General features: G+C 71.2%; 10 protein-coding genes. 3 read left to right on the forward strand and 7 right to left on the reverse strand.

The genetic code is table 11. The features are described from left to right. Positions 1-19: 19 nt before the first annotated feature. The 4 genes from RAC81_RS13330 to RAC81_RS13345 all read right to left on the reverse strand — a co-directional run bounded on the left by RAC81_RS13330 (position 20) and on the right by RAC81_RS13345 (position 5041). Positions 20-2032, reverse strand: a complete 2013-nt coding sequence (locus RAC81_RS13330) for an ArnT family glycosyltransferase (RefSeq protein ID WP_375082807.1) — start codon at positions 2030-2032, stop codon at positions 20-22. Then, the gene (locus RAC81_RS13335; RefSeq protein ID WP_375082808.1) at positions 2029-3486 is read right to left on the reverse strand and encodes a glycosyltransferase; all 1458 of its coding nucleotides are present in this window, start codon (positions 3484-3486) and stop codon (positions 2029-2031) included. Before RAC81_RS13335 ends, RAC81_RS13330 begins: the two co-directional genes overlap by 4 nt. Next, a complete protein-coding gene (locus tag RAC81_RS13340; protein WP_375082809.1) occupies positions 3483-3959 on the reverse strand; it encodes a GtrA family protein in 477 nt (158 codons plus the stop codon). Before RAC81_RS13340 ends, RAC81_RS13335 begins: the two co-directional genes overlap by 4 nt. 185 nt (positions 3960-4144) lie before the next feature. Beyond that, positions 4145-5041 carry a LysR family transcriptional regulator gene (locus RAC81_RS13345; protein WP_375082810.1) on the reverse strand — a complete coding sequence of 299 codons (897 nt, stop codon included), beginning with the start codon at positions 5039-5041 and terminating at the stop codon, positions 4145-4147. Between the two features lie 152 nt (positions 5042-5193). Here RAC81_RS13345 and RAC81_RS13350 point away from each other — a divergent pair, with 152 nt between their 5' ends. The 3 genes from RAC81_RS13350 (at position 5194) to RAC81_RS13360 (ending at position 8531) form a co-directional block, all read left to right on the forward strand. Further along, complete coding sequence (locus RAC81_RS13350; RefSeq protein WP_375082811.1) at positions 5194-6462, forward strand: MFS transporter; 1269 nt, start codon at positions 5194-5196, stop codon at positions 6460-6462. 77 nt (positions 6463-6539) lie between these two features. Continuing rightward, positions 6540-8171 carry an amidohydrolase gene (locus RAC81_RS13355; RefSeq protein WP_375082812.1) on the forward strand — a complete coding sequence of 544 codons (1632 nt, stop codon included), beginning with the start codon at positions 6540-6542 and terminating at the stop codon, positions 8169-8171. Positions 8172-8237: 66 nt separating this feature from the next. Further along, positions 8238-8531 (forward strand): hypothetical protein, encoded by a 294-nt coding sequence (locus RAC81_RS13360; RefSeq protein WP_375082813.1) that lies wholly within the window; start codon positions 8238-8240, stop codon positions 8529-8531. A gap of 21 nt (positions 8532-8552) precedes the next feature. On the opposite strand, the gene RAC81_RS13365 is transcribed toward RAC81_RS13360, so the two are convergent. From RAC81_RS13365 to RAC81_RS13375, 3 genes are read right to left on the reverse strand one after another with little or no spacing between them, the layout of a single operon-like run. Continuing rightward, complete coding sequence (locus RAC81_RS13365; RefSeq protein ID WP_375082814.1) at positions 8553-9572, reverse strand: LacI family DNA-binding transcriptional regulator; 1020 nt, start codon at positions 9570-9572, stop codon at positions 8553-8555. Positions 9573-9607: 35 nt separating this feature from the next. After that, complete coding sequence (locus RAC81_RS13370) at positions 9608-10462, reverse strand: hypothetical protein (RefSeq protein ID WP_375082815.1); 855 nt, start codon at positions 10460-10462, stop codon at positions 9608-9610. Next, positions 10459-11748: a DUF4038 domain-containing protein gene (locus RAC81_RS13375; protein WP_375082816.1), complete on the reverse strand. Its 1290-nt coding sequence runs from the start codon at positions 11746-11748 to the stop codon at positions 10459-10461. The genes RAC81_RS13370 and RAC81_RS13375 overlap by 4 nt, the downstream gene beginning before the upstream one ends. Positions 11749-11759: the final 11 nt, after the last annotated feature.

The following is an 11759-nucleotide window of genomic DNA, read 5'->3' on the forward strand; positions in this document are numbered from 1 at the left end:
GGTCGGTTCGTGAGGCGTCTCAGGGCAGCAGGGGCCGCAGGGAGACCGGGTACCGCAGGACGACGGTGTCGCCCGAGACGGCGACGTCGGCCGGTTCGTACGCGCCGGTGAGCGAATCGAGGAACGCGCGCCCCTCCGTCGTGACCCGGGCGTCGTCGGCGACGGGCGAGCCGCCGATCGACGAGATCGCGAGCTGCCGGAAGGACTCGTCGCCCTCCCCCGTCACCACGGGGAAACCGGCGACCGTGACGGAGCCCGCTCCGGCGACGGCGGCGAGCACAGCGATGATTCGCTCGTCGACCTGCCCGGCGACGAGCCGGTCGCGGTCCGCGTCGTCCAGCGTGATCTCGGGGTTGGTCGCGAGCTCGGCGCCGAGCCGTGCGCGCTGCGCCACGGCATCCTGCTGCGAGATCGCCGCCTGCTCTGCGCCGTCGATCGTCACCCGACGCACCTCGACCGCCTGCGGTCCCGAGCCGAACGAGGCCACGACGACGGAGTTGTCGATCGCCTGCTGCACCTGCGGGAACGCACCGGGGAACGTGCGCATGGAGTCGGTCGTGACGACGTAGTCGGCGTCGCGCCACCCGTTCGGCGAGTCCGCCTGGACCGCCGGGTCGGTGTCGAGCTTGTAGTACCAGATCACGTTCTCCCGATCCCAGCCGGCCCGCACCAGGTCGACCCACATGGCGTCGTCGACGATGATGCGCTGATCGGTGGTGGCGTTCTCCTCGAGCCACTGCTCGGCACCGCGGAGTGGCGCGTCGAGGTCGGCGAGCACGAAGCCCCGCAGCTGCGTCCCCCACAGCGGCACCGCCACGATCGCCCCCACGGCGGCGACGGCGACGAACCCGGTGGCGAGCGCGCGTCGTGAGGCCGAGCGCCGCCGGATGCGGGCCACCGCGCTGTCCGCGGCACCGGCGATGAGGAGGGCCCCGAACGGGATCAGCATGATGACGTACGGCACGGGGAGGTACCCGCCAGGACGGAACATGAACGCGGTCATGGCGAGCACGAGCACCGCGTACGGCCGGAGGCGCGGCAGCAGCAGGGCATACACCGCGGCCACGAGGCTCAGGACGATGAACACCGGATCCAGCTGCCACCACATGCCGAGCGTGCGGTTGATGAGCGAGTCCGGATCGGCGACCGACCCGCTGCCTTCGCGGGACGCGAGCTGGAAGGTGATGCCCTCCATGAGGCTGACCCGGTCGGCGCCGCTGAAGAGCTCGCCCTTGACGGCGGCGAGCAGCAGATAGCTGCCGCCGATCAGGACCAGGATGCTGGCGGCCACCGACAGGGTGTACCGGCGGGTCTCCCGACGAGCGCTGCGAAGCATCACCCAGGCGAGGACCGGGAGGGCGAGCAGGAAGGTCTCCTTCGTCAGCACCGCGATGCCGAACGCGAAGGCGGAGCCGGCGAACGCGGCGAGCTGGCCGCGCCGGTTCGTCGCCAGGAAGAACGCGAGCAGCAGCCAGGGCACGGCGACGTTGTCGAGGTACACCGTGCGGTGGAACTGCAGCGCGAGAGGGGACAGGGCGAACACGAGGCCCGTCGCCGCCGCGGCGACCCGCGACATGCCGAGTCGCCGGGCGAGAGCCCAGAGCAGCACGACCGAGATGAGCGCCGCGACGAGCACGGCCTCGCGCCCGGCGAGGACCGCGACGTCCCAGCGCTCGAACGCGCCGGTCAGCTGCGTGTAGCCGGCGATCTGCAGCCAGCCCAGCGGAGGGTGGTCGTACCAGTACGTGTAGTGGGCGAGCTCGCCGAGGTGCGTGACCGCCCACGCCTGCGCGGTGTACGTGCCCTCGTCGTCGATGCGCTGCGGGGAGCCGCCGACGTTGAGGAAGTTGACCACCGCGCTGACGAGCAGCACCGGGAGGAGCCAGAGGAGGTCGCGCGCGTGCGCGCGGAACCACAGCGACATCCGTCCGGGCCCCCTCGGCGTCTTCTCGGAGGGGCGGATGCCGTCGACCGCTGCGGAGCCGGCGGTCGCCCGCTCCACCTCGGCGGTCTTCTCGAGTGTCGTGCTCATGCGGCGACCTCCTCGCGGATCGGAGCGGATGCGGCGGGGGCGGGCTCGCGGTGCGCACCGCTGTGCGCTGTCTTCTCCCAGCCGCGCTCGCCGCGGAGCTCGCGGAACACGGCGCGGATCGCGGCCCCCGCGAGCAGCACCTGGAACGGGATGGTGCCCAGCACGAGGCGCACGTAGTCGCGGACCCGCACCTTCTCTCCGTACAGGCGTCCGAACTCGCCGAGACCCGCGATCTCGACCGCGACCGTCACGAGCGTCGGCGCGAGCGGGATGAAGGTGAGCAGCGCGACCACGGTCGGGACCTTCACGACGAGGATCAGGAACAGCGACAGCGGGATGAGCAGTCCTGTCGCGGCCTGCAGGAAGGGCATCGCGAGCATGTAGCGCGCGAACAGGCGCTGACCGCGGGTCGGCAGTGCTCGCCACTCGCCCTTGCGCAGCACCTGTAGGAAGCCCTGGTTCCAGCGCGTGCGCTGCTTGTAGAACGACGGCAGCGTGCCGGGGGTCTCCTCCCTGGTCACGTACTCGGGGCTGTACGCCACGACGACCTTCTCACCCTGGCTCGAGAGCCGGACGCCGAGCTCGCAGTCCTCGGCGAGGCATTCGGCGTCCCACCCGCCGTTGCGCTCGAGGGCGTCGCGCCTGACGAACACCGTGTTGCCGCCGAGTGGGATGAACTTCGCCCCGGCGTGGAAGTGCAGGCGGGAGCGGAACCAGAAGTAGTACTCGAGGACGTTGCGCAGCGACCACCACGAGGAGCGGAAGTTCATCAGCTGCACGCCGCCCTGCACAACCGTCGCGTCGGTCTCGGTGAACCGCGAGTCGATGTGGCGGAGCAGCTCGGGGTGCACTTCGTCCTCGGCGTCGAACACGCCGACGATGGAGCCGCCCGCGTATGCGAGGGCGCGGTTCAACGCCTTGGGCTTGTTCTTGGGCACGCTGTCGTCGACCACGACCTCGATGCGGTCGGGGTGCCGGGCCGCCGCCGCGCGCACGACGGCCGTGGTTCCCGGGTCGTCGTCGCCGACGATCGCGATGATCTGCACGTCGGGGTGCGTCTGCGCGGCCAGGGCGTCGAGAGTCTGTCCCATGACCTCCTCCTCGTGCCTGCCCGGCACGAGAAGGGTGAAGGTGTGCTGCGCGGGGCGGGGCTCCCTCGAGAAGGCCGTGCTGTCGTACGTGCTCTTCGAGCGCCAGGCGTACAGCATCCACCAGAGGGTCGTCACGGCGACCGCCGTCAGCGCGAGCGCGACGGCGACGAGGCCGACGTGCCCGGCGAAGGCCGCCCAGTCGAAGCCGGACGCACTCTGCGCCGTCTCGACGAGCCCGGGGTCGAGCACCTCTCGGTTGGGCACGCCGGGGGCGGGGGCCTGATCGGGTGCGGGGGTGAGCAGGGGTCCGGGAGCGGGATCGCTTTCGGAGGGTCGGGAGAGGGCGTGCGCGAGGAGTGTCATGATGTCGCCTCCTGAGGCGTCCGGAAGACCAGGAATCGGTAGGTGAGGTAGCGGAACACGGTGCCCAGGATCAGGCCGACCACGTTCCCGGCGATGTTGTCGGCGAGCTGGCTCGTGAAGCCGAGGAGATAGTGCGAGACGAACAGGCAGCCGGCGGCGATCAGCAGACCGCCTCCGTTGGCCAGCAGGAACAGCAGCAGTTCCTTCGCGACCGCAGGGCGTCGGGTGCGGCGGAAGGTGAGGTACCGGTGACCGAGCCAGGCGACACCGGTGGCGACCGAGACGGAGATGACCTTGGCCCAGATCACCTGCTCCGACATCACGGTGGAGCGGAGGAGGTTGTACCCGCCGACGTCGACCACGAAGGCGAGGAGACCGACGCCGCCGAACGCCGCGAGCTGCGGCACGGCTCGCCGCACAGCGGTGGCGAGTCGGGACAGCCGAAGGAATGGCGCGGAGGGGGAGAGCGTCATACTGCCCGTTCGGAGGCATGGATGGCGCGGATTGGCGGGCTTTTCCGGACCCACGGCGTGTCTCCACGGAAACGAGCAGGAAGTTTTTTTCATGCACCCCGACCCCCGGGAATGCGAGGACCGCGCGTAAATCAGTACCGCCCCGGACGGTGCTCCGGACGCTCCGGAGGGCTGTCGGGACGGCGTCAGAGGGCGCGGAGAGCTGCCTTCTCGTGCAGTCCCGACACGTGGTCGGCGACGAAGGCGGCGAGCTCGTCGATCACCGCTCGGATGTCGTCGCGGGCGTAGTGTGCGCGCTCCCAACTCGCGTACAACGCGCACTGCATGGGCGTGCCCCGGTGGAGCAGGGGCTTGGAGATCAGCCCGAAGCGCGGCGGTTCGACCACCACGCACGGACCGTGTCCGGCGGCCGAACGCGCCTGCACGATCGGCGCGTCCGCGCCGAAGCTCGCCATCTCCAGCGACCACGCCTCGCCCTCGGCTGCTCGCTGGATCTGCGTCCAGGCGGCGGAGCCGACCCCCGACGTGAGGAAGGGGCCGGCGAGCAGGTCGCGGAGCTCGACCGCGTCGCCGGCGGCGAGCGGATGGTCGGAGGGGAGCTGGCAGTAGAGGGGGAGGTCCAGGATGCGGCGGCTGCGGAGTCGCGAGTCCGGCGGGCTGGTCGTCACGGCGAGGTCGGCGCCCGACCGCAGCCGGTCGTAGGTCTCGGCGGGCGTCGCGACGACCACGTCGGAGATCGGTCCGCCTCGGGCGATGAACGGCGCGAGCACGAGCACGCTCGTCATCTCGGGAGCGGCCGCGACGAACGAGCGCTCGTTCTGCACGATGCCGCTCATGACCTCCCGCGCGCGTCGGCCGCGCCGGACGAGGTCGCGGGCCATCGGCTCCAGGCGCTCGCCGGCGTACGTCGTGACCATGCCCTGCGGCATCCGCCGGAAGAGTGCGGCGCCGACCTGGCGTTCGAGCGAGGCGATCTGCCGCGACACCGTCGGTTGGGTCCTGATCAGGCGTTCTGCTGCGAGACTCACCGATCCGCAGTCGAGGACGGCGACGAACGCCTCGAGCTCCCGTTCTCCGTACATACGAGAATCGTATGTCGAGAACCGTTTTTCTCATTGGACGAGCATGGCTCCGGCCGGTGAGGATGAGCAGATCCCGACTCCCTCCGACCAGAGAGCCCCCCCCGATGGCTACTTCGCACACTGAGATCAGTCCTGCCCGGCAACGTCGTTCGATGGTGGGTGCCTTCGTCGGCACGGCGATCGAGTGGTACGACTTCTACATCTTCGGCACCGCCGCCGCCCTCGTCTTCGGCCGCGTGTTCTACCCCGACGTGGCGCCGGGCGCCGCGCTGCTCGCCTCGTTCGCGACCTTCTGGGTCGGCTTCCTGATGCGTCCGATCGGCGGTCTCGTGTTCGGCCACTTCGGCGACAAGTTCGGTCGCAAGAACGTGCTCGTGCTCACGCTGATCCTCATGGGAACGGCGACCACGCTGATCGGCCTGCTCCCGACGTACGCGCAGATCGGCATCCTCGCCCCGATCCTCCTCGTCGTGCTCCGCGGGCTGCAGGGCTTCGCGGTCGGAGGGGAGTGGGGCGGCGCCGTGCTGCTGTCGACCGAGAACGCGCGCGCCGAGAAGAAGGGCCTCGCCGGTGCCTGGGTGCAGCAGGGTTCGCCGGCCGGCTCGATCCTCGCGACCGTGATGTTCCTGCTGGTGGGACTGCTCCCCGACGAGCAGTTCATCTCCTGGGGCTGGCGCATCCCGTTCCTCGTGTCGGCGATCCTCGTCATCGTCGGACTCGTCATCCGCGTGAAGGTCGAGGAGTCGCCCGACTTCGAGGCGGCCAAGCAGTCGCAGGAGGTCGTGAGCGCCCCGGTGCTCGTCGCGATCCGCACCGCGCCGCTGCTCATCGGACTCGGAGTGCTCGCCTCGGTGATGGGCATCTCGAACGCGTACTTCTCGAACACGTTCCTCCTCGCCTGGACGACCGGCTCGCTCGGAATCGACCGTCAGCTCATGCTCAACATCCTGCTCGGCATGGCGGTGCTCCAGTTCATCTGGCAGCCCATCGCCGCGAGGATCGCCGAGCGCTTCGGCATCGCCAGGGTCATGCTCGCGGGGCTCGTGCTGAGCGTCGTGCTGACGGTGCCGTACTTCCTCGCCATCCAGGCGGCGTCGCCGCTGTGGATCACGGTCACCCTCTACGCCACGATCATCGGCAGCACGGCCTACTACGCGCTCCTCGCCACACTGCTGGCCTCCGCCTTCCCCGCCCGCATCCGCTACTCGGGCGTCTCGCTCGCGTACCAGCTGTGCGCCACGGTGTTCGGAGGATCGACGCCGCTCGTCGCGCAGTGGATCCTCAACTCCTCCGGCGGCAGCGTGTGGGCGGTGGCCGTGTTCTACGCCGTGATGATCCTCGTCACGATCGCAGGCGTGTGGGGACTGCAGCGGCGCATCGTCCGCTCGGCGCACGCCGAGAGCGTCGCCGCCGTCCGCTGACCCGCCACCCGCCACCCGCCGACCGGCTATCCGCCGACCTGCCGCCCGCCGACTCGACCAGAACCGCGAGAGAGACCATGCGCGTCGACACGATCTTCACCAACGCCCGTATCCGCACCCTCGACCCTGAACGGCCGACGGCCCGCAGCATCGGGGCACTCAACGGCCGGATCGTCGGCTTCGACGAGGAGCTCGAGGGAGTCGATGCGGCGCAGGTCGTCGACCTCGCCGGGCAACCGGTGCTGCCGGGGTTCCACGACGCGCACCACCACCTCTCGCTCACCGGGTTCCGTCTCGCGTCGCTGAACCTGCGTCCCGGTGCCGTGAACTCGCTCGACGAGCTCTACGAGGCCGTGCGCGCGCACGCCGCCGGGTCGGCCCCCGACGCTTGGGTGCGCGGGTCGGGGTACGACCAGAACTTCCTGGAGGCGCACCCGACCGCCGAGGGGCTCGACCGCGTGGCGGGCGGGCGGCCCGTGATCCTCGAACACGTGTCGGGTCACATGATGGTCGCGAACACGCGCGCGTTCGAGCTCGCCGGATACAGCGCGCGCGAGGGCTTCCCCGACATCCCGGGCGGCGCGATCCCGCGCGACCGCGATGGGCGGCCGGAGGGGCTGCTGCAGGAGTCGGCGATGGCCCCGATCCTCGCGCTCGTGCGGCCGATGGGACTCGACGAGGTGCACCGCAACCTGGGTCTCGCGAGCGACCAGGCGCTGAGCTACGGGCTCACGTCGGTGACCGAGCCGGGCATCGGGGAGATCCGGATGGTCGGCAACAGCCCGCTCGACTACCACGCCTATCAGACGGCCGTCGAGCAGCGGAGGCTGCGCGTGCGCACGACACTCATGCCTTACATCACGGTGCTGCATCCGTTCACGGACCTCCCCGACAAGGATGTGCTGGGTCTCGACCTCGGCATCCGCACCGGGTTGGGCGACGACAGGCTTCGCGTGGGGCCGGTGAAGATCGTCGCCGACGGCTCGTTCATCGGCCGTTCGGCGGCGATGCACGCGTGCTTCCATGGCGAGGCCGAGAACTTCGGCGTGCTGCTGCACGAGCCCGATGCGCTGCGCGACTACATCGTCGGCGCCCACCTCGCCGGATGGACCGTCGCCACGCACGCGATCGGCGACCGGGCGATCACGCATGTGCTCGACGCGATCGAGCACGCGCAGAGCATCGCGCCGCGACCCGACGTGCGCCACCGCATCGAGCACTTCGCGCTCGCGAGCGACGACGACATCGCGCGCGCGGCGCGCCTGGGCGTCATCCCGGTGCCGCAGGGCGTTTTCGTCTCGGACTTCGGCGACGGCATGGCCGCCGCGGTCGCCGCGGATCGTCGTGACGACATCTACCGGGTGAAGTCCCTCGCGGATGCCGGGATCGTGATCAACGGGTCGACCGACTCGCCGATCTCCGACGCGAACCCGCTGGTGTCGCTGCGCGACATGGTGCTGCGGAGGACGAGCGGCGGCGTCGTGCTCGGCGAGCGGGAGCGCGTGACGGTCGACCAGGCCGTGCGCGCCTACACGTTCGGGTCGGCGTACGCGGTGGGGCAGGAGCACGCCACGGGCACGCTCAAGGCCGGGATGCTGGCGGACTTCATCGCCCTGAGCGACGACATCTACGAGATCGACCCGGAGCGGATCTCCGAGCAGCAGGTCACGACCACGGTCGTCGGCGGCGAGGTGGTCTTCGAGCGCTGAGCGCTGACGCGCTCGCCCGGCCTCGACGCGACCGGCGGCGGGCGCTGTCGGCGGTACTGTTCGATCATGGGAAAGCTCGAGTACAACAGTTCGCGTCCGGCCATCGAGATCGACGACGATCTCCTCGTCCATGTGAAGATCGTGATCGCGACGAAGCTGCGGCGTCAGGAGAGCTTCATGATGACCTGGCCGGACGGGTCGCACGGGGTCGGCGCGATGTCGGCGTGGATCCACCCCAGCATCCCGATGGTGCTGGAGTTCGATCAGAGTCCCGCGCCGAAGGTCGATCCTCGCCGCGTCGAGCGGATGATGACTCGACTCAATGCGCGCGGCGAGCTGGTGCTCGACGAGCTCGAGTGACGGCCCGCATTCGCGTGGGACTCAGGAGCGCGGGCCGACCGACGACTCGCCCTCGATGAGGATGCCGTCGACGCGGTGGACTCCCGGCTCGTAGGCGCCCCCGCCGATGGCGTCGGCGAGGTACTCGGCCGCGCGCTCTCCCACGGTGCTGAGCAGCGGGTCGATCGTGGTGAGCGTGCGGTCGTGCTGGTCCATGAGGCCGGCGAGGTTGTCGAACCCGACGATCGCGACGTCGGCGGGGATGCGGAGCCCCGCCTGCCGGAAGACCTCCGATGCGGCCATGGCGATCGTGTCGTTGCCGCAGAACACGGCGTCGAACTCGAGCCCGGACGCGACGAGGTCCTCGGCGGCGCGCCGTCCCCACGACCGCGACCAGTCCCCGTGGAACCCGGCCCCGCCGACGAGCTCGAGACCCTCGGCGGCGAGCACCGAGGTCAGACCCTCGGCGCGCTCCCGCGCGGAGTGGTCGTCGAGCGAGGCGCCGATGTGCGCGATGCGGCGACGGCCGAGACCGAGCAGGTGCCGACCCGCGAGCTCTCCGGCGACCTGGCCGTTGTGCACGAACGACACGTCGTCCGGCTCGTCCGAGAACCCGTACGCGTACACGACCGGCACGGTGAACCCGGCCGTGACCGACCGCATCGCGGTGCCGCTGCCGTCGCCGACGACCAGCAGGCCGTCGACCTTGCGCGCGCGGAACTTGCGCACCGTGGCCGCGACGACCGCACGGTCGAGCCGGGAGTCCGACACGAGCACCGACAGGTCGCGTGCGCCCAGCGCCGTCGTCGCGGCGGTGAGCACCGGCATCGTGAACGCGCCCGGTGCGTTGAGGGTGAGCACGCCGATGGTCGCGCTGCGCCCCTGCGCGAGGAACTGACCCAGCGCGTTCGGCTCGTAGTCCAGGCGCGCAGCGGCTTCGAGGATGCGCTCGCGAGTGGCGTCCGATGCCTTGCCCCCGCCGCGCAGCACCTTCGACGCGGTCGAGACGGAGACCCCCGCGATGGCGGCCACGTCCTTGAGGGAAATCGCTTTGCTTGACATCGCAGAACGATTGTAGCGATCCGGTGCCGCGACGCTCACTCGCGCGGCCGGATCTCCCACGCCAGGCGGCTGCGGCGCTCGCCGCGGGCGGCCACCGTCACCGACCCCGACCCGAGGGTCGCCGTTCCGTAGGCGTCGGATGCCGGTTCCAGGCCCACCGCGTCGACCGCGCCCCACCACGGGAATCCCGCGGAGCCGTGCCGCTCCTGCCAGACGAACAAACGGGGGAGCAGCGCGGCATCCCACGTCAGCGTCAGGTCGAGCCCGGCCGACGCCGACGCGATCAGGACGCGTCCGGAGGCGGCGTCGAGGTCGTCGAACCGCGACCCGGGCGCAGCGACGATCCGCACCGCGACACGCTCGGCCGCGTCGGCGCCATCGGCCCCGAGCGTGACCTCGGCGTCGTCGAACAGCGCCCCCGCGAGCGCCGGGTGCTCGACCCAGACGACGTGCTGATCGCCGTCGCTCTCGTTGCGCAGCACGGTGTCGACGGTCACGCGCCCCGCCGAGACGGTCACCGTGCGGGTCACCCGCAGCGGCGCGGTGCGCAGCAGCACCTCCGCGACGATCGCCGCGTCGCCCTCCGCGCGCACGTGCCAGGAGCGCCAGGCCGCCTCGCCGTGGAACGGCTGCTCGACAGCGGCCTCGGGTGACGGGTCGCCCGCGGCCGGGGTCAGCAGGTGCCAGCCGCCGGGATAGCGTCGATGCCATTCGGCGCTGCTCGACGGCATCCGCCACGCATCGTCCTCTCCGCCGAGCCCTTCGTCCGCCCAGGGGGTGCGCGCGAGCAGCTCGACGCCGTGCGCCCGGATCGACGAGATCGCCCCGCCGGCCCTCGTCACGGCGACGCGGATGCCGTGCGCGGCGACGACCACGTCGTCCGTCGTCACGGTGTGTCCCGGCCGAGATCGATCACGAACAGCGCGTCGCCGGCGAACTCGGTCTGCTCGAGACGGATGCCGGGGGCGCCGTCGTGCTCGACCGGCGTCCACTGCGTCGCGTCGATCCGCCGGGCGTCGAGGTCGTACACGCGCACCGCGACGACAGCGGCGGGGTCGAGCCGCAGCGTGAGCGCGAACGACTCGGGCGCGTAGACCGCGACCCGGTCGCCTGCCCGTCCGACCACGGCTCCCGACGGCTCGTCCACGAGCAGGTCGGCGGCCTCCTCGAGGTCGAACAGGACCTCGCCCTCGACGACACGACGCAGGAAGCCGACGTCGTCGGCGCCGGGGAACTCCATCGCCACCGAGAACGGGAACGGCATGCCGTGCACGTTCTCGGCCGTGAACGCGCTGCCGCGGCGGTGCCAGCTCCACACGCCGTGCGCGCCGTATCCGAGCCCCGCGGCCGCCCCGGCCACGACACCGGTCCAGCTGGCCCGCCGCACGTCGGCCCGGGAATGCCGCGCGCGACCGGCGAAGCGGCCCAGTCCCTCGTAGCAGGGCTCGAGGTTGATGATCGGCCGCGGCACCGAGAACGCCGCGTAGTGGCGCACGAGATCGCGGGGCAGGGTGTCCCACTCCTGGTTGTGCCCCGGCTGGAGCCCGTGCAGATCGAGCAGCTCCCCGTCGGCGACGGCCTCCGGCATCCGTGCGGTCGGCGTGCTGTGCCAGGTGACGAGTGCGTCGGGGGCGAGCCGGCGCACCTCCGCGGCGGCCAGCGAATAGCGGGCGAGCGCGACCTCGGAGTCGAGGTCGTCGTCGCCCGACACGATCCAGATCGGGTCGAACCGGGCGAAGCGCTCGACGGTCCCGCGCACGTGGTCGAGGGTCTGCTGCTCGTCGAGCACCAGCTCGGGAGTGAGTCCCGCGCCCCAGGTCGCCGGTACGAAGTTGTTCCACAGCAGCACGAGCATCGGCGTGAAGCCGTGCTCGACGGCCTCCTGCAGCATCCGCTCCGCCCTCGGCCAGTACTCGGCGTCGCCGCCGTCGAGGTCGAGGCGCCCGTCGCGGACGACGTACGGCGACAGCCCTCCCTCGGAGCGGTCGTGCTCGATCGGCAGCACGCTGATGAGCAGACCCGTGAAGCCCTGCCGCCGCCGCCGCACGAGGTAGTCGGTCCACTCCTCGTCGGTCGGCCCGCTGAACGCGGCCCAGGTCGTGTCGGCGAGCAGGAAGGCGGGCGCTCCGTCGCGGAGCAGGGAGCGCCGGGAGGGCGCGAGGGACCACGTGGGCATGCGGGTGCTTT

Origin of the sequence: Microbacterium sp. CR_7 (assembly GCF_041954755.1) — a bacterium.
Lineage (GTDB): Bacteria > Actinomycetota > Actinomycetes > Actinomycetales > Microbacteriaceae > Microbacterium.

Coding starts and splice junctions, on each gene's coding strand:
- RAC81_RS13330 (WP_375082807.1), bottom strand. CDS start 2,032: ATGAGCACGACACTCGAGAAGACCGCCGAGGTGGAGCGGGCGACCGCC.
- RAC81_RS13335 (WP_375082808.1), bottom strand. CDS start 3,486: ATGACACTCCTCGCGCACGCCCTCTCCCGACCCTCCGAAAGCGATCCC.
- RAC81_RS13340 (WP_375082809.1), bottom strand. CDS start 3,959: ATGACGCTCTCCCCCTCCGCGCCATTCCTTCGGCTGTCCCGACTCGCC.
- RAC81_RS13365 (WP_375082814.1), bottom strand. CDS start 9,572: ATGTCAAGCAAAGCGATTTCCCTCAAGGACGTGGCCGCCATCGCGGGG.
- RAC81_RS13345 (WP_375082810.1), bottom strand. CDS start 5,041: ATGTACGGAGAACGGGAGCTCGAGGCGTTCGTCGCCGTCCTCGACTGC.
- RAC81_RS13375 (WP_375082816.1), bottom strand. CDS start 11,748: ATGCCCACGTGGTCCCTCGCGCCCTCCCGGCGCTCCCTGCTCCGCGAC.
- RAC81_RS13360 (WP_375082813.1), top strand. CDS start 8,238: ATGGGAAAGCTCGAGTACAACAGTTCGCGTCCGGCCATCGAGATCGAC.
- RAC81_RS13350 (WP_375082811.1), top strand. CDS start 5,194: ATGGTGGGTGCCTTCGTCGGCACGGCGATCGAGTGGTACGACTTCTAC.
- RAC81_RS13355 (WP_375082812.1), top strand. CDS start 6,540: ATGCGCGTCGACACGATCTTCACCAACGCCCGTATCCGCACCCTCGAC.